Genomic DNA, 26431 nt, shown 5'->3' on the forward strand with positions numbered 1-26431 from the left:
AAGCGAAAGGGCCGTATAGACGCCTTTCGCTTTTTCGTGTTTTATTTCAGGTTTTCCGGATTGAGGCACTCCAGCTCAGGTACGACAAAACGGCCGTCCTTGCGAATCAGGCGGTCATCAAACCAGATTTCACCGCCACCCCACTCAGGGCGTTGGATGCAGACCAGATCCCAGTGAATGGAGGACTTGTTGCCGTTAAACGCTTCGTCATAGGCTTGACCCGGCGTAAAGTGGAAGCTGCCGTCGATTTTTTCGTCAAACAGGATGTCCTTCATCGGATTTTGGATATAAGGATTGACGCCAATGGCAAATTCCCCGATGAAACGGGCGCCCTCGTCTGTGTCGAATACTTCGTTGATCTTTTTCGTATCGTTGGCGGTCGCTTCGACGATTTTGCCATCCTTGAAGGTCAGCTTGATATTGTCGTATGTAAAGCCTTGGTAAGGAGACGGCGTATTGTAGGAGATGACGCCGTTGACAGAGTCGCGAACAGGTGCGGTAAACACTTCCCCGTCCGGAATATTGGCTTCCCCGGCGCATTTGATCGCAGGAATGCCTTTGATGGAAAAGCTCAGATCGGTGCCAGGACCTACGATGCGGACCTTGTCGGTTTTCTCCATCAGTTCGACGAGGCTGTCCATCGCCTTATCCATTTTTCCGTAATCCAGCGTGCAGACATCGAAATAGAAATCTTCAAAGGCTGCCGTGCTCATGTTGGCCAACTGGGCCATCGAAGCGTTCGGGTAGCGGAGGACGACCCATTTTGTTTCAGGAACACGCACATCCAGTACCGGGCGCGTGTGCAGTCTGGAACTCAACTGGATCTTGTCGCCGGGAACATCAGCGTATTCATTGATGTTGTCGCCGCCGCGAATGCCGATGTAGACGTCCATCTTCTTCATGAAGGACACGTCAGCCTCGCGCATGATTTCCAGTTGCTTTTCATTGGTGTGAAGAAGCAGTTCACGCTGAATCGTAGGATCGATCAGCTGTACGAAAGGATTGCCTCCTGCTGCATACACTTCCCTGATGACGGCGCGAGTCAGTTCGGAAACAGAACCGACGGCATAGATGAGAACGTTTTCACCGCTTTGTACGCGGGTCGAGTAATTGACCAGAACATTGGCCAGTTTTTCCAAACGGGGATCTTTCATGGGTGAGTGTACCTCGCTTTCAGTAGCGTTCATACAGTATTGTAACATGAGAAAATCTGGCTTTGCCAGAAACCGCTATGCAAGCGATAAAAAATTTTTTTCTAACTCGTGAAGAAAAGAAAAAAGCTACCCGTCGACAGGGCAGCATGCGTATGAAACGCGCTATTCAGGATCCGGTCCTAATATATATGCAATCATTGGCCCTTATGTTCCACTAGTGCTGATTAATTGTCACAAGAGCAGCCGACAATTACCAACAGGATAAACAGGATCAACACCAGAGTGAAGTCGTCAAGGTTGCCGTTAAAGATGCTACTCATTAAACATCCTCCTTTGTTTGTTAAGCGTCAGTGCTTACATCCATAACATATGGGTTTTCGCACAATGCCGTAACAAGGGCAAACGCCCATTTTTCCGAAGTATATTATTCTGAAAACATGGAAAAGCTAGAGGATACGAAAGTACGACGCGAAACGAAAGGATGGCATTTGTCATGCGCAAAGCCTTGTCCGGCATGGACCATTATTTTTTGGAACCCGTTTTGATCAACGTGGGAGAAGACTTCAAATCGATTGTGTGGAAAGCGCAATACGATATGGATTTTAATACGGAGTGTCTGTTCTGTTTTTCCGAAAAGATTACCGGGTACCGGGTCGAAGATGAAGCAGGACGCTCCGGAAAAGTCGCAGTCTGTCCCCATTGCGAAAAAGTGAACGCCATTTACGCTTGAGTAATCCAGGTAACTTTTCCCGCTGCCGCTAAGAAAAAAGGGGGAAAGGTTTAGCCGGGGGGACCATGCTCGCAGAAGGGCATGGCGAAATGGCGGCAACAACAGGTTTCATCGAAGATCCGGGAGCATCAGCCCCTGATCGGGCAAAAGCGATGTCTCTTACAGGGGCATCGCTTTTGCTTGTGTCTGCCACTCTATCCACCATGTACCACCCCTGTTTTAGCAGGATTGAACCCTGTTAAATCGAATACGTAAGGGAGCATACATAAGGCAGGATAGAGGTGAACACATGCACAAGAAATGCAGCCGCTGTGGGAGAGACATGGAGATCATGCTGCGAAATGTCGTGTACCGGAAAAGGGTCAAAATCTTGAATGTACCGGTGCAAGTCTGTCAGAATGATCACTGCTCCCATTCCCAGGTCGTCGACGTAGTCAAGGAAGACCTGAAAGAATTGATGGAGAACCTGGGCCAGTATCCGGAGCGGCAGAACATCGAATTTGAAGACGTGTCAGAACTCTCTCATTTGCTGGTATTGATTGCGAACCAAGAAGAGGATGCTACGGTTCGGCAGGCTTTGGAAGAGCGGGTAAATGAACTGTTGGACCTGTTTTTGCTTGCGCAATCGCTTGGGGATCAGGAGTGGATGCGAGAGCTCCGGCAGCGTTTGACCAAAATCATGATTTGACTGTGGAGAGTTGTCCTGTTTGCTAGGACGGCTCTTTTTGTTATCGCTTCAAAATGCGGAAAGAATGCTTTTCGATACGGAAAGAATGCATCGCGATTGTGGGCTGGCGGGTGCACCGGAAGCATGGACTTCCGCATTTCTTTTCCGTATACTATGAACCACATAGGAGTGATGAGAGGAGCGATACGCCAATGTCAGTAAATCAGCTTCATTCCCTGGAGGAATTGGACCAGTTTGTGTCGGAAACAGGCAAGCGCCTGCTGTTCAAGCATAGTACGGTCTGCCCGATCAGCACGACTGCCTACGAGGAATTTCAAGCATTTTTGCGTGAACAGGACGTGCCGTCAGCGGTTATTCTCGTGCGGGAGGATCGTCCCGTATCCAATGCCGTTGCCGAGCGTTTCGCGATTACGCACGAGTCCCCGCAGATTTTTCTGCTGGAGGACGGCCAGGTCAAATGGCACACATCGCACTGGAAAATCACCAAAGCTGCGATAGCCGAAGCGATTAACGGGTAAACCAAAAACGGGTTGGCATATGGCGCCAGCCCGTTTTTCTATTCGGTCAAACGTTTCTCTCAAAAGCTATTCCCAGTACAATTCCAGTTTGTCGCCCGCCTGCAGCTCGCTATGAAAAGAAGCGGGCTCTCCGTTTATCAGCATGACGAGCCTGGTGAGGCCATCCGTCGCCGGTTTTTCCAGCGAGACGTCAACATAGCGGAAGACATCGCTGAATACGGGCGCGGCAGGCTGTGTCGCCTTTACGGTAATGATCGCACCGTCCTCTACCCGTTCGTGCTGCTCGGCAGGGCGGCCATTCATCGTAATCGACAGGGAAGAAAGCGCGATCGATACGGGAGTGCCGTTGAAGTGGACGGTCATCGACTCCTGCACCCATTCCTCCGGCGGAATGACGTCGCGGATCGCCGGCAGCTCGAGCGGCTCCTCCCGGAAGATCAGCTCATCTCCAGGTCTGACAAAGTCGCTGAGAGAAGCTGCCTTGCCGTTTATCTCCACGACTGTCTGTCGGGATGACAAGGAATACTCACGGCCGTTTACGCTGAATTGAACGGTTTCGGCGGCCGCGTCGGCAGATGCCGCAGAAAGCATGCCGGATTCGCGCAAAACCTCTTCTACCGTTCGCGGCAAACGGATGACAACCTCGCTCCGGTCAGCCAGCTCGGCGTCTAGCGGATGGGGCTGGCCATTCACCAGCGCGATTGGGCCCAAGGAAAGCGGCTGGCTGTTTACGGTCAGCTCCAGCGTATCCAGCTTGTCCATCAAATCGATCACTTGAGCCTTGGCGTCTTCTCCGTCTGATCCCGCCTCTGCCACGATCCGGTCGCCTTCCATGATCGGTGCGTCCAGACCGCTAGCCTCTCCGTTTTTCATGATGACAGGAGCGGTTCCATGCCCGCCGGGGATCATCTTCATCCGGCCGTTGACGGTCAGGGTGATCGCCATTCCCGGACGGCCATGCAGACGGCGAATATCCAGACCGGCAGCGATCAAAGCGTCACCGACGGTCATTTTCCGCAGATCGAAGATGCGGATGGGACTGTCGTTGACGGTGACGGTTACGTACTTCACCGGATGCCGCTGTGCAGCGACCGCAATCCCTACTGGCGTTACGAATTCCGGTCCGTTCAGCAGCGGATGCTCGCCGACAAATTGGCGGATGGCATCCGCTCCTCTGACCGCGACTCGCGCTGCCGGCAGCCCGAGTGCCTCTGCGACCCGTTCCGTCAGCTTGGGTGTCAGGCTGCCGCCGCCGATCAGCATCACGGCTTGCGGAGGCTTGCCGTTGAGCTCGAGGATCTTCATCGCGATTTTTCCGGCGAGATGGTTGATCTCCTTGTCGATTGCTTTTACGATCTCTTCGCTCGGCAGCGTCTGTTCAAGTCCGAGAATATCCGTGAACGTAATCATCTCGGAGCCGGTGAGGGCGCGCTTTACTTCCTCGGCCATCGGGAAGTCGAGCAGGAATGCGTTCATGAGAGCATCGGTAATTTCGTCACCGGCGACGGGCACCATCCCGTACGCGGTAATCGCTCCCTCCTCGGTCAAGGCGACGTCAGATGTGCCGGCGCCGATGTCGACAAGCGCGATGTTCAGCCTGCGCATCGTGACCGGGATGAGGACGTTGATGGCAGCGATCGGCTCCAGCGTGAGCGCCTGCATGTCCAGTCCGCAGCGGTTCAAGGCAGCCAGCAGAGAATCCACGACGACACGTGGCAAAAACGTCGCAATCACGTCTGCACTGGCTGTTTCACCGCGCTGGTCGATCAGGTTGCCGATCAATTCTCCATCCAGAAAGTAATTGACCACGCTGTACCCGACACAGTAATAGCGAGTCACGTCCTGTTCGTTCAGCTCCTGGGCCAACTGTGCCTGTGCCTCCTGTACGGCGGAAAACTCCAATGTCAGGACATCGTCACGGGCAATGGCTGCGTGACGCGACAGATGAATGTCCATCCTCACGCGCTTTGTCCGAAGCGAGCGGCCCGCCGCAGCGACAGCTACCCGCTTGAGCGGCCCGTGCTTTATTTCCAACTCTTCTTTTATTTTTCCGATGACTTTGGAAACGGCGATCACATCGTGTATTTGACCGTCCAGCATCGAGCGTTCGTCGTGCTCGCGGACGGTGCAGTCAATCACGCGAAATTGTTCTCCACAGGGTTCCACGATCAGCCCTACTACGCTGCGGGTTCCGATATCCAAAGCAAAAATCAGCTCTTCTGACGATGATTGTTCATGGTCTGACAATGGGATGTCACTCCTCTTACCGGTGGAAATTCCGGGAAATGAATGTGTATGTTATTCGACTCGAAACGGGGAGAATCCTGTCGAATCAAGGAATCTTCTTATTCCTACAAGAAAATTTTGAAAACGCTATAAAATACTTTACAATTTACTTTCGCGCTTTTTGGCGCTAAACTGCTGACAAAGGGGTTTCGATCCATTATAATAAGCCTAATTTATTTCAAAAAGCCTACAAACTAGAAGAGAAGAGGAGAGTGGAGACGAATGGCACATGATCCAATCGAAACCATGCGCAAACAGATAGACGAGATCAACCTGGAGATTCTCGCCTTAATCAACAAACGGGCAGCTCTTGTCCAAGACTTGGGGAAGGAAAAGCTGAAGCAGGGGATCAATCGTTTTGATCCGGAGCGCGAGCGCGAAATGTTGAACCTACTGGTGGAAAACAACAACGGACCTTTTACCGACAATACCATCCGTCACCTCTTCAAACAGATTTTCCAGGCTTCTCTCGACTTGCAAAAGGACGACAACAAGAAAGTCCTGCTTGTGAGCCGCAAGAAGCAGCCGGAGGACACCGTACTTACCATCAAAGGAGTAGTGTTTGGCGGAGGCGAACCGCTTCTGATCGCCGGACCGTGTTCGGTCGAAAGCTATGAGCAAGTCCGGGCTGTGGCGGAAAACCACGTCAAACGGGGACTTCGCGTATTGCGCGGCGGCGCGTTCAAGCCTCGCACATCGCCTTACGACTTCCAAGGCCTGGGCGAAGAAGGCCTGCAGATTCTCAAGCGCATCGGCGACGAATTCAACCTCGTCACCATCAGCGAGATCGTGACGCCTGCCGACCTGGAGATGGCAACCAAATACATCGACGTGATCCAGATCGGCGCCCGCAACATGCAAAACTTCGAGCTGCTGAAAGCTGTGGGACGCCTCAATCATCCGGTTTTGCTGAAGCGCGGCTTGTCTGCGACGATCGAGGAATTTATCTACGCTGCCGAGTACATCTTGTCCGAAGGCAATACCCAAGTCATGCTCTGCGAACGCGGTATTCGCACGTACGAAAAAGCGACCCGCAACACGCTGGACATCTCCGCAGTGCCGCTTTTGAAGCAGGAGACGCATCTTCCTGTTTTCGTAGACGTCACTCACTCTACCGGCCGCCGCGATCTGCTCCTCCCTACGGCCAAGGCAGGTCTCGCTGTGGGAGCAGACGGTGTCATGCTGGAAGTCCATCCTGACCCGGATGTGGCCCTCTCCGACGCCAAGCAGCAGGTCAACATTCCGCAGTTCAACGAAATCGTGGATCAATTGCTTGCTTCGGGATTATATAAGGAAGCAAAGATTGCCGTAGAAAGATAAACCGCAAGCGGATAACTGAAACTGGATGCACCAAAAGAGCTTTCCCGATTGCGGGAAAGCTCTTTTTGAAAGCCGACACGCTCGAAAGCAGCTATAATGGAAACCTCCCCGCTAAAAAAGCGTATAACTAAGAGAAACAAAGGGGGGACGAGAAATGCTTGCAATGAATGCAGCCATGATTGTTTTTACGCTTTTGATTCTCGCATCTCTCGCTATAGCCGGCTACAAGGCATTTGTCCGCAAGCAAAGCATTTCTCACAGCTACACCCCGTTTGATTATATTGCCGGCCAGACGAACGTGGAGTTTCATGAGGAAAAGGAAGAGCAGGAAGAACACGCCGGTCAGGGAGACGGCTTCGATAAAAATGAACGTTCCAGGCGGTTCCGGGTGTAGCTGGGACATCCTTTCATTTGACGAAAAACCTCGCAACCAGTAAGCTAAAACATAACAGATGGACTTCGGGGGAAGGAGCATGTTTATGAGTGAGCAGGGCCATTGCTGTTCGTCAGAGCGGTCGACGCCGCGGGCAGACAAGATCAAGGCAAATATGATCTCCCGTCTGAACAGAGTTGAGGGACAGGTTCGCGGCATTCGCGGCATGGTGGAAAAGGATGTCTACTGCGACGATATCCTCAACCAGATCGCCGCCGTTCAATCTGCGCTGAATGCCGTCGGAAAAATACTGCTGGAAGGGCACATGAAAAGCTGTGTCATGGAGCGGATCCAACAAGGCGACAACGAAGTGATCGACGAGCTTTTGAAAACGATGAATAAATTGATGAAATGACGGGGAGCCGTGTCCGGAAAACAATTGCAACCGGACACTGCTTGTCGTATCATAGGTGCATACATTTATGAAAACACTATGAAAACCATAAAATGGGGAAAGTGAGGGTGTGTGATGCCGGTAACTATCTATGACGTGGCTCGGGAAGCAGGGGTCTCCATGGCGACAGTGTCCCGAGTCGTTAACGGAAATCCGAACGTAAAACCGCTGACAAGGAAAAAGGTCTTGGCTGCCATTGAGCGCCTCGGATACCGTCCCAATGCAGTCGCACGCGGTTTGGCGAGCAAGAAGACAACTACGGTCGGTGTCATCATTCCGGATATCTCCAGTTTGTTCTTTTCCGAATTGGCACGCGGGATCGAAGACATCGCGACGATGTACAAATACAATATTATTTTGTGCAACTCTGACCAGCGCCTGGAGAAAGAGCTTCAATTGATCAACACCCTGTTGGAAAAGCAGGTGGACGGGTTGTTGTTCATGGGAGCGGAGATTAAAGAGGATCACCTGCAAGCTCTGACTTCTTCCTCCGTCCCTACGGTGCTGGCAGCTACGAGAGACGCCGACAACACGCTGCCTTCGGTCACGATCGATCACTTCCAGGCTGCTTACGATGCCACCAAGGAATTGATCGAGCACGGACATGAGCGGATCGCCATGATTACCGGGCCGATGAACGACCCGCTTGGCGGCTTGATGCGCTATCAGGGCTACAAGCGTGCGCTCGAAGATGCGGGTCTGCCGGTTGATGACGCATTGGTCACGCAAGGCAATCTGTTTTATGAGTCCGGCTTGCAGGCAACAGGCCAATTCCTCACACTGGAGAAACGGCCTACGGCTGTGTTTGCGGCCAACGATGAGATGGCCATCGGGGCAATTCACGCGGCGCAGGATGCCGGCCTGAACGTTCCCGAAGACCTCGAGGTGATCGGTCACGACAACATTCGATTGGTCGAAATGGTGCGTCCTCGCCTGACCTCGGTCGTACAGCCGATGTATGATATCGGTGCCGTTGCGATGCGACTGCTCACCAAATACATGAACAACGAACAAGTCGACGAGCATGTCGTTTTGCTGCCGCACCGGATTGAGTATCGGGAAAGCACCAGGCCGCGAGTGACCGCTACGAGCTAAGGCTGCATCACTGCAGCAAGAGGAGGACAGCAATGAGAATCGGAATAATCGGCGCCATGGATGAAGAAATCGCCTTGTACATGGAGAACATGACAGGGACGACTGCTTCTGAAAAGGCGGGGATCACATATTACGAAGGCGAATGGGAAGGCAGTACAATCGTCCTGTGCAAATCAGGCGTGGGAAAAGTAAACGCTGCTGTTACCACGCAAATCCTGATCGACCAGTACAAGGTGGACAGCGTCATTTTTACCGGGGTAGCGGGCGCGCTGCATCCGGAGCTGAACATCGGCGACATTGTCGTTTCGACAGACTGTATCCAGCATGATATCGATGTGACGCCGCTCGGGTTTGCGCCAGGGCAAATTCCGTTTACCGAGAAATCCGTCTGGGAGGCAGACCCGGGCTTGATCCATCTGGCAGTCAAAGCGGGCAAGGAGCTCGAAGCCGGTGTTCAAGTCACGACCGGCCGTATCCTCTCCGGCGACCAGTTCGTGGCCGACCGCGAAAAGGTACAGCAGCTCCATCAGCAGTTTGCTGCCCATTGCACCGAGATGGAGGGGGCTGCGGTCGGACAAGTATGCTCGATGAACGGCATTCCCTTTGTCGTCGTTCGGTCGATGTCGGATAAGGCAGATGGCTCTGCACACGTCAATTTTCCGGAGTTTACCAAGCTAGCATCCGAGCGCTCCTACTCTATGGTCCAGCGTATGCTGAGAGCGATGACACCCGCAGTCATTGTGTACTCGACGAAAAACTGCATCGACTGCGATATGGTGAAAAATTGGCTGACCGCGAAGGGAATTGCCTTTGAGGTGCGCGATGTCATGACCAGCCGGACGTTCCAGGAGGAAGTAGAACGTTTTGGCTTCATGGGAGTGCCGGTCACCGTAGTCGGGGACAAGGCAGTAAAAGGCTTCCAGCCAGCAGAGCTGGAAAAATTGGTGGACGGACGTTCATAATCGTTTCGACAGTGAAAAAACCGGTCTCTGAGAGGCCGGTTTTTTGTATATGCGAAGGTAAAATTCCTCATTATTCTTGCGATTTGGTCAAATTCAGTCTCCATCTGTGATCGGCGCGTACATTTTGGCTCTCTCCAGCGTCACCCGATTTTTCTCGGTGATTTCGGCTCGGCGGGGGATCGGCGGAAACGGGGTGTCGAACAGCCTGTCCGGAAGCTTTTCTTCACTCAGAGGCTGCCAGCGGGCAAGCCAATTAACCGGCAAAGGCCCGTCTGCAAGTGGTTGATCGCTCATCTCGCTCCACAACAAGGTCCAGGCCCTGGGAACGACCCGCCAGATATCATAGCCGCCGCCGCCGACTGCGATCCATTTTCCGTCGCAATACTCATGGGCGAGTTGATGGGCCAGACGCGGGATTTCCTGATAAATCCTCATGGAGCAGGAAAGGTGCGTAAGCGGATCGTAAGCATGGGCGTCACAGCCGTTTTGTGTCAGAATGACATCCGGTTGAAAGCCTCTGGCCAGCTTCGGAAGCAAATCCCGATAAACATCGAGGAACGAATCGTCCTCTGTAAACGCATCCAAAGGGACGTTTACCGAATAGCCGTATCCGCTTCCATCTCCGCGTTCCGTCAGGTTGCCGGTACCGGGAAACAAGTACTTTCCCGTTTCGTGAATCGAGACGGTCAGGACGTTGGGATCGTCGTAAAAAGCCCATTGCACCCCGTCGCCATGATGGGCGTCCGTGTCGATATAGAGGACGCGCGCATTCCAATGCTTGCGCATATAAGCGATTGCCACGGAGCAGTCGTTGTAGATGCAAAACCCGGAAGCCCGGCCGCGGAAAGCGTGGTGCAGACCGCCAGCGGGATTGAACGCATGCTCGGCACGGCCGGTCATGACAGCGTCTACCGCTTGCAGCGTACCGCCGACGATCCGGGCGGAAGCTTCATGCATTTGCGGAAAACAGGGAACATCCTCCGTCCCCAGACCATAGCTGGCTGCTGCAGGCAGTTCTTTGTCGCTATGTCCCTGGTCGCGAACAAAATCGATGTAGCGCCGGTCGTGCACCAGCGCCAGTTCATCATCCGTGGCCATCCGCGGAGGCAGGATATCGGCGTCAGTCAGTAAGCCATAAGCGCTCATCAGATCATGGGTCAACAGAAGACGGCGCTGGTTGAAAGGGTGTTCATCATTGAAGTAATACTGGGTGTAGTCCGGAGAGTAGATCAGACGAGCGTTGCGGCTCAATGGCTGGTCCCTCCTTCCCCGGGCGCGATGACGGTGAAGCCATGGTCGCGCAGCTTTTGGACGATCGGGCGGGGGTCAATGGTTTGAGCGCGAAAGACGAGACTTTTCTTCGCCGGCTTGGACCCGGGGAAAACGACGATGCTGGATACATTGACCTGGGCTTCCCGGAACACCTGGCTTACTTCCGCAAGCATTCCCACGCGGTCGTCCACCTCCACCTCGATGTGCGAGCTCGGCTTGTTTACGCCAAAAAGCTCGATCAAGCTGTTGAACAAATCCGATTCCGTGATGATGCCAACCAAGCGGTTTCCTTCCACGACGGGAAGCGACCCAACTTTGGATTCGTAGATCTGCACGGCCGCATCCTCGATGAAATCCAGCGGATGGGCAGTGAGGACCTGGCGCTTCATAATCTCGGAAACGGGCTTGCCAAAAATGGTCTCGTCGTCTTTTTTCGGCAACAGAATGGAAGGGAGGGCTTCCCGCAGGTCGCGGTCGGAAAGAATGCCGACGAGACGTTCCTGTTCTACTACGGGCAGGTGTCGAATCTTATTTTCACGGAGCAGCTGCAAGGCTTCGCCGATCGTGGTCGTCGGACTTGCGGTGATGACCTGTCTACGCATAATGCTTTCGATACGCATGAAAGATTATCTCTCCATTCGTAATTGAGATCAAAGCTGACAGAATCTCGTAAAGCAGTGATGCCAGGAGCTAAAATAAGAAACGATTCTGAAACCGCATGGCGTCAAAGGCAGCCACGCTCTCCGGCGGGACGCGCTTGCCGATGCGGGCCATCAAACAGTTTGCCGGATGCGAGCAGATTTCCGGATCATCCGTAGCCATCCAGACCATTCCGGCGCTGCCCATCACTTTCTCCATCACTTTACGGTACTGCCACACATCTAGGCCGGTTCCTTTCAAATCCCAATGCCAGTAGTACTCCGTCGTAATGACGATATAATCCTCCAACGCGTCATCCGAGAAAGCCACCTCCAGCAGGGCTTTGGCCACGCCTCCCGCACGGATGCTCTGGCTCACTTCAATCGCTCCGAGCTCCAGCAGATCAGGGAGCCTGGCCTGGGACCACCTCTCCATCGGGTCCGGATAGAGAAAGGTAGCATAACCGAGCACGAGATCCCCGTCCCGGACGAGTACGATGCGACCTTCAGGCAGTGCCGCGATCTCCACCAGCGCTTTGTGCTGTTCTTCCGGTATCCGAAACGCCTTCAGGCCATCGTCAAATCGCATAGCCGCCAAACGATCCGCTGGAACGGGGCCCTCCACCAGCAGGCTTTTGCCGTTTATTGCGACATGCTTGGAGTAGTATCTCTTGATGTGTTCCATTCGGTCACCTCCCGTAGTAGGAAAACAGAGATGGCAAGCAAGCTACCATCTCTGTTGTGTGTTTCTCATCTCTAGCTGTATTCAGTTTAGTTCGCTGTTACGCTGTTGGATTGTGACGATTCTCCGTAACTATTTACGGCTGTGACATAGTATGAGCCGGCCACATCTCCGGATTTGTTGATATAGCTGGTACCCGTCACCGTGTCGATCAAAAGGAATCCGCTCGCAGGATCGGGACTGTAGTACACGTTGTAGGCAATGACCTGTTCACTGCTGCGGTTTGCCTTCCATTGCAGCTTCCAACCATCGGACGAGGTGGACATCGTCAAGGATTGGGGAGCAGAGGGCGGAGCATTGGAAGGCTGCTGGCCACCATTGCCTTCGTTCGTCTCGCCGGTTGGCGGTACCTGTACATCCGGCGGAATAGCATCAGGCTGTCCGATACCGTTTGGCGGCACGGGAACCTCCCATGTACCGGCAGAGGAGTCGGCAGAAGCGATCGCAGAAGGCGATGATTCTTGTCCGCTGATATCCACAGATGTGATGTAGTACCCGTTCAAGCCGCTGCCGCCTGCGTCTGTATAGGTAACGATTGCAGGATCCTTGACGGTAGCGATCTGCACGAAGCCCACTTGCGGATCGGCCCGATAGACCCGATAGCCGAGGAGATCAGCTTCTCCGCCGGATTGCCAGCTGAGAACCGTCTGATTGCCCGATTTGGAAGCCTTGACGTTGCTCGGCGGAGCGGGCGGACCACCCGTTTCCGTCCGGGGGTCTTCTTTCTCAGGCAGCCGCTGATCCCAATCCGGCGGCTTGGCTGAAGTCTTCCTGTTCTTGTCCGTGACCTCGAGCACTTGCTTGCCGTCTGGTGCCGGGTCTGGTGAACGGAAGAAAATTCCTTCTGTCACGAAATCGTCCGGCGTCCCTTCCTTGGCCAGATAGCGGACATTGTTGTATTCAACGATTCGTGCCCGTTGATGGGCATCGTCCACTTTTGTCGGGACAAACTGGCGATTAAACAGATCGGTTATCAGATGCCCGGCTTCTTTCGACAGCTCGCTCGGCAAAAGGCCCGACTTGCTGTCTATCGTAGCGCTGACGATCCCGGCCGGTTTTTTGAAAGTGGCATCCGGCGGCGACAGCTCGGGATACTTTTCGCCGATTTCTTTAATGATTTTGCCCCAGACGACCATCGGCACGTACTTGTCCTTGTCAGGCATCGGATACGGCTCATCGTAGCCGACCCATACGCCCAAGGAGACCTCAGGGGTATACCCGACAAACCAGAGGTCATTGGAATTGTTGGTCGTTCCCGTCTTGCCTGCTACATCTACCTTGCGCGGCACGTATTTGCGAATGTGGTTGCCCGTCCCGGCATTGACGACGGTGCGGAGCATATCAGTGATCAGGTATGCTGTTTGTTCACTGTACACCTGCACGGGCTGGCTTTCGTGACGATAGACGATTTTGCCCTGGCTGTCCTCGATCCGGTCGATGAGGTAGGCATCGACAAACGAACCGTGATTCGCAAAGGTAGCATAAGCATTGGTAATTTCTTCGACGGTCAAACCGTAGCTCAGACCGCCGATAACCCCGGTGGCTGCGTAATTGTCATTTTCCACCAGTGTGGTTACGCCCATTTTTTTTACGTACTCCAGAGCGGTCGGGATTCCGACTTTCAGGTAAGTCTTGATCGCCGGGATATTCCACGATTGGCGCAGCGCTTCTCTGGCGCTTACCACGCCCTGGTATTTGTTGTTCCAGTTCATGGGCATGTGCGATCCGTTGCGCCCGTCAGCGAGGACGAGCGGCGAGTCGTCGATCGGTGATCCAGGCTGCAGGATTCCCAGCTCAAAGGCGGGGGCATAGGCAGCCAAAGGCTTCATCGCCGACCCCGGTTGACGCTGAGCAGTCGCGTGATTGGTCTGCTCTACCTTGAAGTCGCGCCCCCCGATCATCCCCAGAATGGCGCCGGTTTTGTTGTGGATGAGCATTGCACCCACTTCTTCCAGCGCGTTTTCAATCTTTTCTGTCTTCCCGTTGGAACGGCGGATGGTGTAGGTCCGGTTTTGGCCGAAATTTTTCGGATCGGCTGCGATTTGCTGCATGAACTTGTATACATCCTTGTGAATCGTGGTATATACCTTGTAGCCCCGTGTCAGGATGTCGCGCCGTTTTTCTTCGACCAACTGGCGGTATTCATTGCGGCCGACTGTTTCCTTGTCGCGCCCTTTTTCTTTCAGATCGGCATCCACCAGTGCCCGTGCTGCGCGTTCCTCGATGTCCATCATCAGGAACGGGACCTCCCTGTAGGCCTGCTTTGTGGGCGCGGCCAGGCGGGGAGTGAGATCAGTCTTGAGGGCCTCGTCGAACTGTGCCTGTGTTATGTAGCCGTTCTCCTGCATGCGCTCGAGCACCATTTTCTGGCGGTCCTTGCCGCGCTGGTATCCTTCGCTCGTAAACGGTGTATACATCCCGGGGTTTTGAATCATTCCCGCCAGGTAAGAGGCCTCTGCCAAATCGAGGTCCTTCACATCCTTGTTGAAAATCCCTTTGGCAGCTGCCTGAACGCCGTAAACAACAGAGCCGTTCACGTTTTTGCCGAGATAGATTTCATTCAGGTAGGCTTCCAGAATCTGATCCTTGGAAAACATGCGCTCGATGCGGATCGCGGTGAAGATTTCGCGAACCTTCCGGGAATGGCTTACTTCCTGGGAGAGGATCGTGTTTTTGACCAGCTGTTGGGTGAGCGTGCTGCCTCCGGTTACGACCGGCTGGTTGGTAAAGTCCTGATAGGCTCCCCGCAGCGTGGATTGCAAGACCACTCCTTTGTGGTGAAAGAAATTTTTGTCTTCCGTCGCAATGACCGCATTGATCAGATGAGGCGATACTTCCGACTTTTTCACCAAACGCCGGTCGCCCTCGGCTGCACGGAGCGGACCGATCAGCGTACCGTCATTGTAGTAGGCAAAGCCGGTCAAATAGTTGGTGAAAATTTTCTCGGCCAACTCTGCTTTGCTGCGTACAGGCTCGTCCTTCACAAGGGCGGCAACGTAGCCTGCCAGAATTCCTCCTGCCAAAACGCCACCCATGAGTCCTAAGAGAAACAGGCCCGAGACGATCAGCGTCACCATTCGTCTGCGGCCTCGTCGGCGTTTTTTCTTTGTCGATTCAGAGGAAGAAGTGTGGTTGTTCGACATGATCTACGACCCCCTAGCATCCTGATTATACCATAGGAGGAACCGCGAGGATAGCGGGTCTGAGTTGACACCGTCGGGGCGTTATGCCAAAATAGCCTTATAATTTTTTGCGAGTAAAATGCAAAACAGCGTCGAACGGCGACAGTAGCAAGTGACAAGCGGATGAAAGGGAAAGTGGCATGGATCAGCCGGACGAAAGTGGCGGAGGATTCGGGCCGATTCCTGCAGAGAGCTGGTGGTCGGTGAAAATCAGCCCCTTGCACGTTGCGAATTACACGTCGGGAGCTTGCCGGTTATGCCGGACGGTGCAGGCCGTTATCCTGTATTCGAGCGGAAAAAATGAGCATTCTTCATTTTTTCAACTAGGGTGGTACCGCGGGTTCAATCTCGTCCCTATTTTGGGGCGGGATTTTTTTGTTTTTCACAAACTTATTTGAATAGGAGCTGTAACAGTGATGAGCAGTGAGCAAATCAATCAAACCAACGAAAAATTCACGCTGACGGAAGCGCAAAAGCAAGAGGTGGAGCGTCAGTTGGCGATCATTCGCCGCGGCGCGATGGAGATCATCCCGGAGGAGGACCTGCGCCGCAAGCTGGAGCGTTTCGTCGTTACGGGCCAGCCGCTGAAGGTGAAGCTCGGGCTCGATCCGTCCGCCCCTGACATTCACGTGGGCCATACGGTTGTCCTGCAAAAAATGCGCCAGTTCCAGGAGCTGGGCCATACGATCCAGCTCGTGATCGGCGACTTTACCGGCCGGATTGGCGACCCCACCGGAAAATCCGAGACCCGCAAACCGCTCACCGAGGAACAAGTAAAGGAAAACGCGAGAAGCTATGTGGAGCAATTCGGAAAGGTGCTCGATGCCAGCCGTGTCGAGGTCAACTACAATTCCAGCTGGCTGGCTCCGCTGACATTCTCCGAGGTTGTGGAACTGGCAGCCAAGACGACGGTTGCCCGCATGCTGGAGCGGGATGATTTTGAAAAACGGTACAAAAGTGAACAGCCGATTTCCCTGCATGAATTTTTTTACCCGCTGATGCAGGGATACGATTCCGTAGCGCTTCAAAGCGACGTCGAGCTGGGCGGTACGGACCAGAAGTTCAACCTTTTGATGGGACGCAACCTGCAAAAGGAATACGGTCAGGAACAGCAAGTGATTCTGACGATGCCGCTCCTTGAGGGCCTGGACGGCGTGCAAAAAATGTCCAAAAGCTTGGGGAACTACATCGGCGTCAACGAACCGGCCAACGAAATATACGGGAAAGCGATGTCTGTGCCGGATGAGCTCATGCTTCGCTACTACGAGCTGGCTACGGACATGAGCAATGAGGATCTGGAGGCGCTCCGGGCAGGGCTGGCAGACGGCAGCGTTCACCCGCGCGATGCGAAAATGAATCTCGCCAAGACCTTTGTCCGGATGTACCACGGAGAGGAAGCGGCGGAAGCGGCGGAGAACTACTTCAAAACCGTATTCCAGCAGCGGGCGCTGCCGACGGACATTCCGGAAGTAAAACTGGACGCAGCCGCGTATGAAAATGGCGAAGCGGGTATCGTCAACCTCGTCTTTGATCTCGGACTGGCAGACTCCAAAGGGGAGGCACGCCGGATGGTTCAGCAAGGAGCTGTCAAAATCAACGAGGAAAAAGTGGCGGACATCAACGCCAGTGTGAAGCTTGCAGACGAGATGGTCGTTCAGGTCGGCAAGCGGAAGTTTGCCAAAGTGAAGCTGGGGTAGTTGAAGCGTATCATAGAATGGTTAGAGAGCTCCTGCGTTGTATTCCAAAGCACAGCGCCGGGGCTTTTTTCTTCGGGTCAGCTAAAACGAGGAATCGGCAAGGTCGCCGTGGAAGAGAAAAAGGGGAGTCCGAAGACTGTCGGAAATGGGAGTGGAAACGCATGGTGAAACGGCTGATCGAAGACTACGCAAATGGAAGTGAAAAGCTCCGCAGGTCCATCCACGGACTGACTACAGAGGAAATGAGCTTCAAGCCGGGGCCGGAAAAATGGAGCATCCACGAGATCATCGTACATATTTGCGATGCGGAGATCGTAGGCGTGCAGCGGATGAAGAAGGTATTGGCAGAAGACCGGCCGCTCCTGACCGGGTATGATCAGGATGCCTGGGCGCGTTCTTTGGGTTATTCGCAGCAGAATGCCGAGCGGGCCTTGCAGCTGTTCCAGTTGCTGCGTGAGGAAATGGCGTCTGTACTGCAGCGGGTGAAGGATGAAGAGTGGGGGAGAGAAGGCATTCACACCGAAGCGGGTCCGCTTTCGCTGCTGCAGTTGTTGGAGCGCTATGTCAACCATGTCCATGACCATCTGGCACAAATTGAGCGGGTAAAAGCGGCATATGCCGCCCGTTAGCCCTTAAATTCGGAAAGCACTTCTGTAAAGGCTGCGGAGAAAACAAAAAGAGCAGGCCAGTAATGGCACTGCTCTTTTTTTATCCGAAAGATTAACGGCTGTAGAACTCAACGATCAGAACTTCGTTGATTTCAGCAGGCATTTCTTCGCGGTCTGGCAGGCGGTTGAACGTACCTTCCAGTTTGTTGTCGTCGAACGTGATGTAGTTCGGCAGGAAGTTGCGTGCTTCCACAGCATCCTTGATGATTTGCAGGTTGCTGGATTTCTCGCGAACGGAGATCACGTCGCCTGGTTGTACGCGGTAAGAAGGAATGTTAACTTTTTTACCGTTTACCAGGAAGTGGCCGTGGTTAACGAGCTGACGAGCAGCAGGGCGAGTTGGAGCCAGGCCCATGCGGTATACCACGTTATCCAAACGGGATTCCAGCAGTTTCATGAAGTTTTCGCCCAATACGCCAGCCATTTTACCGGCTTGCTCGAATGTGCGGCGGAATTGCTTCTCGCTAACACCAAACATGTGGCGCAGCTTTTGCTTTTCTTGCAGCTGGATACCGTATTCGCTCAGTTTACGACGGTTGTTGTGACCGTGTTGACCTGGAGGAAAGTTGCGTTTAATGTCTTTGCCTGTACCATCCAGGGAAATGCCCAGACGACGAGCCAGTTTGTGACGAGGACCTGTGTAACGTGCCATGTTTTCATTCTCCTTTAAGTTGGATTCGCAGGTGTTTACTTCCGCGAGGCTAGTTTCGTCTTTAGCTACACGAACTTCGGACGGTAGCATTTCCGCATCGTGCTCCTTGGCAGGAGTTCAGCCGCAGCCTGCAAGGGACGAAACTAAGAGGGTCTACCTCCCGTTTTTACCTACAATCAATGCCACCCTGTACACATACAATCAATATTATCTTTTCTTTTAGGAGAATGTCAAGAAAAAATGGGGAGTTGCCTTGTTTGCAGCACGCGGCTGTCTGTCTCTTTTGCCTCTATTTTCTTCTCGCCATGTCCTCTTTCAGTGGCTCTCAGAATCGGGGATTCTCGTCCAGCTTGCTGCGCACCTCCAGGAATCGCGAAAAGGCGATGGCCGCATCGGCCCGGGAAACGGTGTCCTCCGGATGGAATTCCTGGCCGCTTTTCATGATGCCCAGCGAAGTGACAATCACGATGGCCCCACGATTTTTTGACTTGGCGATATCGGTTAGGTCGGACTGGAACATGTCCGAGTAATCCGCCAGCTTGCGATATCCAAGCGCCCGTACCAGCATGTCGGCCAGCTCTTCACGGGTGATTTTCTCGTCCGGCCGCAGCGAGCTTACATTTCTGTCCAGAAGCCCGCGGTCAACCGCAGCCTCTACGGCAGCAAAATACCTGGATGTATTGGCCACATCGGCAAAGCTTGCCTTGCGTTCCAGTGAGATGCCAAACATCCGTCCCTGGTTCAGGCTGATCATCAGCATTTCGATCATTTCACCGCGCGTAATCTCTTTTTCCGGCATAATCTTTCCGTCAACAAGGGAGAGCGCATCGTACTCGTACATCAACAGCAGTTCCTTCTCGGCCTTGTGTCCATCCAGATCGGAAGGCGGAGTGCGATGCAGTTCAATCGTTTTCCCCGTCGCCGTGCTGCGCCATTCCCCGGATAAGGCATCGAGGAAGTACCCTTGCTCAAGCGGAGTGGTCGTCATGCGGTAGACCAGTTTGGCCTTTCGCTCCGGCAGAGGGGCGATTTCGACACCACCCTTTTGTTCCAGCGGTTTTACCGGGAGCTGCTCCAGCATGTAAACAGCTTCCGGCTTCGCTTCTTTCAGCCAGGCTTCTGCTGCTTTGTCGGCTGAGATGTGATCGCCGAGCCGGGATGGATAGCTTTCCCGTCCAAAGTCGAGGTTGAATGACATCAGCTCGCCGCTTTTTTTGTCGTAGGTAAGATGGGCCGATCCCGAAGCTGCCGCTATGCCGTTTACCAAGCGGAGGAAGCGTACGGTGTAGGACGTGTCCGGCTGCTGTTCGCCCGTTTCTTCTTGCGGCGGATCGAGATAAAGCCGGTTGGCCCAGGTGGGCGCGAATTTTTTCAAGTCCTCAATCGCTCTCTTTTCGATTGCTTTTGGATTCGTCTCTTGTTTTGTAGCGGCCGCCTTCAGGGTATCAGGCAAATTGGTGTAAAAGCTGTACACATCGCCGGTGATGGCATCGACCGCAGCCGAAGCAAAAACCTGCTTCTCTTTATTTTCAAAATCGAGATTCCAGACTGGCCTGTTGCTGCGGTGGTCGCTTTCGCTGTAATTGGCAGAGCGAAGTGCATAGCCTTTCAGCCCAAATACCTGATCGACCAGAGAGACGGCTGCATCCTGACTGAGCGGTTTTCCGGCATTGCGAGGCGACAACGGCTTGCTGCTGGCCGGAACAGGCTCTTCTTCTGGCTTTGCCGGTTTCAGCTGGGGCGTCAAGAGAGTGCCGTCCGATCCGTCCAGAAACAGTTTGAAGGGATTGTCGTAGGCCAGGATCGGCTTATCCCTGTTTTCCCCTTGGGCTTCCCAAGGCACTACGTAGGACAGTGTGGGCTTCAGCGCTTTTTGGAAAAGCTCGGCCGCCTCTTCGGAAGATATCATTTTGCCAGGGCTTTCAAAGGTGACGTCATCGTTCCAGGAAACCGAGTAATTGGTCACCTTTCCAGAGGAGTCAACGGTAATATCCACAGAGTTGTCCGGGAACGGAATATCGTCCACGAGACGGACAAAGCGAAACGCATAGGAAGCGTCTGCATTCAGCGGAGTTTTTTGCACCGGCTGATCGTCATGGTACAGTCTCGTCTCCTTCCATTTCGACGGAACGTTGGCGGAGAAAAACTCCTCTGCTTTTTTCCGGGCGTCGTCATACGAAATGCGGTTGGCGTAATCAGGCTTGGATGCGTTCCTGTTGTACGATGAAAAGGACGTCAATTCTCCCGTGTCGGCGTTGATGCCCACACTGTAGGAGTGTTCGATTTCCGCATCGTTCTTTGATTTTTTTACCCAGTAAAACGTCCATTCCGGAAATGCCCGCCAGGGATCGGCAGAGCGGAAGGAGACGTTGTTGAGCTCCAGGCCGGCGGTCGAGACAAATTTGCCGGCAATTTTCATAGCCGCGTCTTTCGAGATTTTTGCCTTGCCTGATTGCGCCGAAGCAGGCTGGCCAGCCGACCCTTTGGAAGCAGGCATGGCAGGAGAGGCTGCGCTGGCCGCGTTTGCGTCTGCGGGCAAAGCTGCTCTCGTCTCCCCGTAAGCAAGCGACCCGGGAGCCAGCAGGCTGGCGGTCAAGAGAATCGATCCGGAACGGACCAACAGTGTTTTCATAATTTATCCCCCCAAGTTGTATCTGACATCTTGCCACTACAACTTCTGACGCAGGGAAGAGAAGCGGCGTTTCAATAGATTGGAAGAAAAACAAACGGAGGAGGGGAAAAATGGGAATTTTGTCCTGGTGCAAAAGCGAATCGTTATGGAATTGCAAACATTCATCTTATATAATAAATAAAGAGTTGTGAATACAAGCAGTACGGCTGAGGAGGAAACGCATTGCATACTGTCATCTACCTCGTTCGCCACGGAGAAACAGATTGGAATCTGGCTCGCCGAATTCAAGGCCACAGTGATATTGCCCTTAATGAATCAGGGAGGAGCCAGGCTCAGAAGGTAGGTGTCCGCTTTCGCGGTGAGACGATTCACGCCGTTTACGCCAGTGATTTGGCCCGCGCACGGGAAACAGCCCAGTGCATCGCCGAGAATGTCGGCTGCACCGTTTCCACTCTGACTACCTTGCGCGAGCGTTGCTATGGAGAGTGGGAAGGGCTGACCTATGAAGAAATCAAGGTCCGTTTTGCAAATATGGACGAGACAGCGTGTGGAATAGAGACGTTTGAGGATATGCAGCAGCGCGCGGCTGCCGCGTTGACCGAACTGGCCGACCGCCATGCGGGAAAAGCGATTGTCGTCGTTTCTCACGGCGGGCTGATTAACAGCTTCCTGCACGGTGTGACAGGCGGCCAGCAGGGAACAGGAATCACCCGAATCGACAATACGGGGATCAACGTGTTTCATTACGTTGACCGGCGATGGGAAGTAGTTACAGTAAATGATACGGACCATTTGGAAGACTGACAAAAAGTGGAGAGAGGGAGTATTGCGTGTCAAGTAAAATGTTGGGGAAGTTGGAAACGGTCTTTTCCTACATGGCCCACTTCATGCTGCTATCCTGGCCGGAAAAGCGCCCGGGCATTCTATTCTTGACAGATTCAGCCGGAATCCTGGTATCGTTCATGGAAATGCAGGTCGGCCAATCCTGGAATCCCAACAAACTCTGCCTCCAGGCGGGCAATAAGCTCATCGACGAACCCCACTCTCCTGTCTCCCAAGCGTTGCGTACAGGAGAGATTTCCGTACAGAAATCCGGAGACGGCGATTTGGTTTGGGGAGCGTTTCCGTTAAAGGAGCATGACGGCCGTATCAGAGCGGTGATTGGCATGGTCGCGCCTCAACAGGAGATCGAGTTCGAGCTGGCTTCGTACATGAGGGGGCTGGAAGCGTTGATTCGGATGGGCTATGACGCATATATTCAGCATGCGACGAGCGACATCATCATGAAGCTGAACCGCCATGAGAGTACGAAGGACCTGCTGGAATGCTTGATTCATCAAATTGCCGAAATCATCCAAAAAGGCAGCGTATCCGCTGTAAAGCTGACCGAGGTCGGCACCCTGATCGTGCCGGAGTATTTTACGACGCAGGCAGTGGATGGAAAGGGATGCCACATTACGCAGTTGGCTGCGCGTTTTGCGGGAGTGCCGCTGACCCCCTCGGTGGAGGATGGCTATCGCACCGTCATCCTGCCGATTACTTGTGAAGGAAGACCGCTGTACGCCCTGTTTTTACATCTATCTCCCGAAGAACGAGAAACGTATGACGAGCGGGACGTAGCATTTCTGCAAGAGGTAGGCGAAAAGGCGAGCTACGCCCTCAAAAGAACGATGGTAGCCGACGACTTGCGAAGGGATGCGAGCAAAAAAGATCTGCTCTATCAATTGATGACCAAGATCCAGGCGTCAATCGATGTAAATGACGTACTGAACGAAATCATCAGCAGCATCCGATCCTTGTATCCGCACGCCGTTGTTGACCTGTTCCTCACCGTCGAAACGAATGCGACGACACCGGTTAAGCCGCTCTCCTTCCAAGACGAGGATTGTTCCACAAGCACACGCGCCTATCTGGAAGGAAGCCTGGTCATGGACTACGAGGAGCGGGATGGAGTCACGGTAGCCGTGCTTGCCGCACCACTGCTAGGCAAACAGGGCATTTACGGGGTATTGCAGTTGACTACGGACAGGACCGTTTTCTTAAGTCCACATGAGACGGAGTATATCTCGATTTTGGCTGAGACGGCGGGAAAAGCTTTTGAAAACGCCCAGTTGTATCAGCAATCCCGCAATCTTATCAGAGAATTGCGTTTGATTAATGAGATGGCCAGACAGCTGAATCGAAGTCTGAATTTGCAGGAAATCCTCGACTTTGTAACCAAGATGCTGCTGGAGACCTTTTCTACCGAATTTTGCGCCATTTTACGCAAGGAGCAGGGAAAGGAAACCTTTGAAGTGATTTCTTCTTCCCATCCCGAGTGTCAGGGGCGGATTATCCAAGCCGGAGAAAAGCCGATTTCCGAAATACTATCAAGCAAGCAGGCCCTGCTGCTCGTACAACCTGGCTCCGGGCCGCTGTCCTTCTCCTTGCTGCCTTGTTCATCCGTGACGCCGATTGCGTCCCTGATGGGTGTTCCGCTGGTCGTTGAAGGCGAACTGGGAGGCGTCCTGATCGTTGCTGATTCTCGCCATCATTTCTTTAGTTTTGACGATTATAAGCTTTTGGAAATTTTCGGACAGCACGCCAGTTTAGCCATGACCAATGCCATGCTGCATAACGAAGTGGAGCGGATGGTCATCACAGACAATTTGACCGGGCTGTACACGCGGCGCTATCTGAATGAACGCGTCCGGGCCTCTCTAGAAAAGGACGGCTTTGGCTCGTTGATTCTGATGGATATTGACTATTTTAAAGTCGTCAATGATACATACGGCCATCAGGTAGGGGATGAGGTTTTGATCCAGGTCGCCAATCAGATCAAAAGCCATATCAGGGAAAGCGACATCCCCGCGCGCTGGGGAGGAGAAGAGCTGGCGGTCTATCTGCCCCGGGTAGACAAGCTCACTGCACAAGCGATCGCAGAGAGGATTCGCTCTTTTGTTGAAAAAGAGACTTCTCCAAAAGTTACGATCTCTTGCGGTCTGGCCAAGTGGAGCAAGGAACGAAACAGCGATATCAGTGTGGAGTCCCTGTTTTATCAGGCGGATATCGCTTTATACGAGGCAAAAAACAAAGGGAGAAACCAGGTTATATTAGCGTAGGAGCCGTCTGGGCTCTTTTCTTTTGGAGAGACGACGGGAAACAGGAGGGCTACAATGACGACAGAACGTCCAAACAGACAAGCGGCGGAGGTGGCAAAGGGGGTCTATTTATTGGAAATCCCCACCCCGTTTTCCGTTGGTCCGGTGAATCTATACGTGATCAAGGGAGAGCGTCTGACTTTGGTTGACACAGGTCCGCTGACGGATGAGGCGTGGGAGACTTTCGTAGCGGGTCTGAAGTCAATCGGCATCCGACCGGAAGAGATCGAGCAAATCGTCCTGACGCATCATCACGTGGATCATTGCGGACAACTGGAGCGGATTCGCCGGGTATCGGGCGCATCTACTCTCGCTCATCCGCTGGCCATTCCGTATGTAGAGATGGACGAGGACTTTTTATCCTTTCACGACCGCTTTTTTTATGATCTGTACAAAGAGAGCGGCGTACCGAACGACAAGCTGATCATCATTCAAAAGTACCAAAAGCTGATGATGACCTTCTCGGAGCGAAGCCGCATTGATGTACCGCTCAAGCACGAACAAACCGTTCCCGGCCTTCCCGGGTGGCGCGTTTTATACACGCCGGGCCACTCCCAAAGCCATCTTTCCCTGTACAGGGCGGAAGATCGGGTCATGATCGCAGGCGATCACATCATCAAGCGAATCTCGTCCAATGCGTTTATCGAACCGCCCCGCGATCAGTCGGCGGCGCGTCCGCTGACCCTCGTCCAGTATCGGACTGCTCTGCAGATGTGCGCGGATATGGAGATTGATTTGGCATTGTCCGGACACGGGGAGCCGGTTGTGGGCCACCGCGAGCTGATCTTGCAGCGCCTGCAGAGAAATTGGGAGCGGACCGATATGCTGCGGCACTTGCTCGCTGAAGGGGAAAAGACCGCGTATGAGCTGACCGCCATGCTATTCCCCATCCTGTATGAAAAGGAACTCCCTTTGACGCTATCCGAGACGTTGGGACATATTGATTTGCTGACGATCCTGCATCAAGTGGAATGCAGAAAAAAAGAGGGGGTTCTCTATTACTCGTTGTGAGTGAATGAAGGTAAAGGGACGCTCTCCGGCTGCCGGATCTCTCAAGCAGAATATCAAGCAGAATAAGCCTTTTCTTCCTCGGAAACCCTAATGGCGACGAAGAGGAGGGACGAAGATGCGCAAAGGATGGAGCATCGTGATGCTTGCCCTGCTTTGTGGAGGCCTGACCGGCTGCAATCAGATGGGGGTCAAGCAAAATGCGGATTCCGCTTTTGAACAGGTCCGTGACCGTTTTTCAGAGCAGCAGGCTTTTGCTTTTCACGGCACGACCAAGCTCGTGACAGGCGATACCGCCAACGGCAACGTAGTCAGTTTTTCCGGACGCAAAACAGGCGATGACATGCTGATGAGAGTCGATTTTGCCGTTCCCGAGCAAAAACAGGCGAAAAGCGTGTCGCTGCTGAGCAAAAATGAACAGATTTACGTTCGGACAGAAGGAAGCGCCGGTTGGAAAAATACAAGCGGCCAAGACACGGTCTTTCGCCAGGAAATGAACAACTGGGATCCAGTGTTCGCTATGGAGCAGATCAATCAAATGAAGAAAAGCGTACTGCCCCTGCAGGATCGCGCCCCAGAGGATGACATCGAAGCAGTGCGGATTTTGATGGACTCGACGAAACTGAAAAGCTGGCTGGCGGAGCAGATGAAAAGTCAGGCGAGCGCCCGGACCCAGTCTCATGCCGGCGGCGCTGCTGTCTTGCAGACAGAGGCAATTCACCAGCCTCGTTTGAAATACGCGTTGACGCTCTCGGACGGAACATGGAACCGGCCGCGGACGGGAGCCACGATACAGGCGACCGAACCGCCAGTGGACGAGATCATTGACCAGATGGAGCTGGAAGCGGAATACACCATTTACTACAACAAAAATACGAAGCTCCCGACCAACATGACGATGTCCATACGCTCGGAATACGATATGAATGACCAGCGAGTCCGCGAGTATACGCAGGTGGAGACATACCTCCAAAACTACGGACAGGCCATTCCGGTACCAGACCCGACTGCGGCGGGGGCCACAGGGTAATTGGCTTTATGCGGGCAGCTTTCCGTATACGTTCACTCTTGTGCAAGAAGGGAGAGTGGACGTTTTTTTATGCGGACAAAAAGATATTCAGCCGGTAGTGTCATACGATCGCAGCTGTTGCAATAGGGATGGCATAGTTTAGCTCGCCACCGCCTTCGGGAATATCGTATGTAACGATTGACGGGACTTC

General features: G+C 53.4%; 23 protein-coding genes. 14 read left to right on the top strand and 9 right to left on the bottom strand.

What is annotated here, in order from left to right:
- Positions 1-41: 41 nt before the first annotated feature.
- A complete protein-coding gene (locus EDM54_RS06025) occupies positions 42-1154 on the bottom strand; it encodes an aminopeptidase (protein WP_003389162.1) in 1113 nt (370 codons plus the stop codon).
- A 224-nt stretch (positions 1155-1378) separates the two neighbouring features.
- Positions 1379-1474, bottom strand: coding sequence for a YjcZ family sporulation protein (locus EDM54_RS06030; protein WP_024982869.1), 96 nt, complete (start codon positions 1472-1474; stop codon positions 1379-1381).
- A 173-nt stretch (positions 1475-1647) separates the two neighbouring features.
- Here EDM54_RS06030 and EDM54_RS06035 point away from each other — a divergent pair, with 173 nt between their 5' ends.
- The 3 genes from EDM54_RS06035 (at position 1648) to ytxJ (ending at position 3090) form a co-directional block, all read left to right on the top strand.
- On the top strand, positions 1648-1884 hold the full coding sequence (locus EDM54_RS06035; RefSeq protein ID WP_003389164.1) for a hypothetical protein: 237 nt from the start codon (positions 1648-1650) through the stop codon (positions 1882-1884).
- 289 nt (positions 1885-2173) lie between these two features.
- Entirely contained in the window at positions 2174-2572 is a 399-nt protein-coding gene (locus EDM54_RS06040) for a hypothetical protein (RefSeq protein ID WP_024982868.1), read from the top strand.
- Between the two features lie 191 nt (positions 2573-2763).
- Positions 2764-3090 (top strand): bacillithiol system redox-active protein YtxJ, encoded by a 327-nt coding sequence (gene ytxJ, locus EDM54_RS06045; protein WP_003389166.1) that lies wholly within the window; start codon positions 2764-2766, stop codon positions 3088-3090.
- Positions 3091-3156: 66 nt separating this feature from the next.
- On the opposite strand, the gene EDM54_RS06050 is transcribed toward ytxJ, so the two are convergent.
- Positions 3157-5337 carry a cell division protein FtsA gene (locus tag EDM54_RS06050; RefSeq protein ID WP_024982867.1) on the bottom strand — a complete coding sequence of 727 codons (2181 nt, stop codon included), beginning with the start codon at positions 5335-5337 and terminating at the stop codon, positions 3157-3159.
- A gap of 261 nt (positions 5338-5598) precedes the next feature.
- Between EDM54_RS06050 and EDM54_RS06055 the strand changes: the two genes are divergently transcribed.
- The 5 genes from EDM54_RS06055 (at position 5599) to EDM54_RS06075 (ending at position 9580) form a co-directional block, all read left to right on the top strand.
- Positions 5599-6696 (top strand): bifunctional 3-deoxy-7-phosphoheptulonate synthase/chorismate mutase, encoded by a 1098-nt coding sequence (locus EDM54_RS06055; RefSeq protein ID WP_031933116.1) that lies wholly within the window; start codon positions 5599-5601, stop codon positions 6694-6696.
- Between the two features lie 154 nt (positions 6697-6850).
- Positions 6851-7090, top strand: coding sequence for a DUF3951 domain-containing protein (locus EDM54_RS06060; protein ID WP_003389169.1), 240 nt, complete (start codon positions 6851-6853; stop codon positions 7088-7090).
- An 85-nt stretch (positions 7091-7175) separates the two neighbouring features.
- Complete coding sequence (locus EDM54_RS06065) at positions 7176-7484, top strand: metal-sensitive transcriptional regulator (RefSeq protein WP_003389170.1); 309 nt, start codon at positions 7176-7178, stop codon at positions 7482-7484.
- A 114-nt stretch (positions 7485-7598) separates the two neighbouring features.
- A complete protein-coding gene (gene ccpA / locus EDM54_RS06070) occupies positions 7599-8618 on the top strand; it encodes a catabolite control protein A (RefSeq protein WP_122957925.1) in 1020 nt (339 codons plus the stop codon).
- Between the two features lie 32 nt (positions 8619-8650).
- On the top strand, positions 8651-9580 hold the full coding sequence (locus EDM54_RS06075; RefSeq protein ID WP_039071302.1) for a 5'-methylthioadenosine/adenosylhomocysteine nucleosidase: 930 nt from the start codon (positions 8651-8653) through the stop codon (positions 9578-9580).
- A gap of 93 nt (positions 9581-9673) precedes the next feature.
- On the opposite strand, the gene EDM54_RS06080 is transcribed toward EDM54_RS06075, so the two are convergent.
- From EDM54_RS06080 to EDM54_RS06095, 4 genes are all read right to left on the bottom strand, one after another.
- On the bottom strand, positions 9674-10831 hold the full coding sequence (locus EDM54_RS06080; protein ID WP_122957926.1) for an acetoin utilization protein AcuC: 1158 nt from the start codon (positions 10829-10831) through the stop codon (positions 9674-9676).
- Positions 10828-11472 carry a CBS and ACT domain-containing protein gene (locus tag EDM54_RS06085; RefSeq protein WP_003389175.1) on the bottom strand — a complete coding sequence of 215 codons (645 nt, stop codon included), beginning with the start codon at positions 11470-11472 and terminating at the stop codon, positions 10828-10830. The genes EDM54_RS06080 and EDM54_RS06085 overlap by 4 nt, the downstream gene beginning before the upstream one ends.
- A gap of 70 nt (positions 11473-11542) precedes the next feature.
- Positions 11543-12175, bottom strand: a complete 633-nt coding sequence (locus EDM54_RS06090) for a hypothetical protein (protein ID WP_003389176.1) — start codon at positions 12173-12175, stop codon at positions 11543-11545.
- 86 nt (positions 12176-12261) lie between these two features.
- On the bottom strand, positions 12262-15375 hold the full coding sequence (locus EDM54_RS06095) for a penicillin-binding protein 1A (protein WP_122957927.1): 3114 nt from the start codon (positions 15373-15375) through the stop codon (positions 12262-12264).
- Positions 15376-15830: 455 nt separating this feature from the next.
- On the opposite strand from EDM54_RS06095, the gene tyrS reads away from it, so the two are divergent.
- Together tyrS and EDM54_RS06110 are read left to right on the top strand one after the other, a co-directional pair.
- Positions 15831-17111 (top strand): tyrosine--tRNA ligase, encoded by a 1281-nt coding sequence (gene tyrS, locus EDM54_RS06105; protein WP_003389179.1) that lies wholly within the window; start codon positions 15831-15833, stop codon positions 17109-17111.
- A gap of 161 nt (positions 17112-17272) precedes the next feature.
- Entirely contained in the window at positions 17273-17740 is a 468-nt protein-coding gene (locus tag EDM54_RS06110) for a DinB family protein (protein ID WP_003389180.1), read from the top strand.
- 91 nt (positions 17741-17831) lie between these two features.
- On the opposite strand, the gene rpsD is transcribed toward EDM54_RS06110, so the two are convergent.
- Both rpsD and EDM54_RS06120 read right to left on the bottom strand, forming a co-directional pair.
- Positions 17832-18431: a 30S ribosomal protein S4 gene (rpsD, locus tag EDM54_RS06115; protein ID WP_003389184.1), complete on the bottom strand. Its 600-nt coding sequence runs from the start codon at positions 18429-18431 to the stop codon at positions 17832-17834.
- A 325-nt stretch (positions 18432-18756) separates the two neighbouring features.
- Complete coding sequence (locus EDM54_RS06120; protein WP_122957928.1) at positions 18757-21063, bottom strand: S-layer homology domain-containing protein; 2307 nt, start codon at positions 21061-21063, stop codon at positions 18757-18759.
- Between the two features lie 222 nt (positions 21064-21285).
- On the opposite strand from EDM54_RS06120, the gene EDM54_RS06125 reads away from it, so the two are divergent.
- From EDM54_RS06125 to EDM54_RS06140, 4 genes are all read left to right on the top strand, one after another.
- On the top strand, positions 21286-21867 hold the full coding sequence (locus EDM54_RS06125; protein WP_003389186.1) for a histidine phosphatase family protein: 582 nt from the start codon (positions 21286-21288) through the stop codon (positions 21865-21867).
- Between the two features lie 26 nt (positions 21868-21893).
- Entirely contained in the window at positions 21894-24164 is a 2271-nt protein-coding gene (locus EDM54_RS06130) for a sensor domain-containing diguanylate cyclase (RefSeq protein WP_227277971.1), read from the top strand.
- A gap of 54 nt (positions 24165-24218) precedes the next feature.
- Entirely contained in the window at positions 24219-25214 is a 996-nt protein-coding gene (locus EDM54_RS06135; RefSeq protein ID WP_031933111.1) for an MBL fold metallo-hydrolase, read from the top strand.
- A 115-nt stretch (positions 25215-25329) separates the two neighbouring features.
- Complete coding sequence (locus tag EDM54_RS06140; RefSeq protein WP_031933110.1) at positions 25330-26241, top strand: hypothetical protein; 912 nt, start codon at positions 25330-25332, stop codon at positions 26239-26241.
- Positions 26242-26431 lie beyond the last annotated feature (190 nt).

This window comes from Brevibacillus borstelensis, from assembly GCF_003710865.1.
Classification (GTDB): domain Bacteria; phylum Bacillota; class Bacilli; order Brevibacillales; family Brevibacillaceae; genus Brevibacillus; species Brevibacillus borstelensis.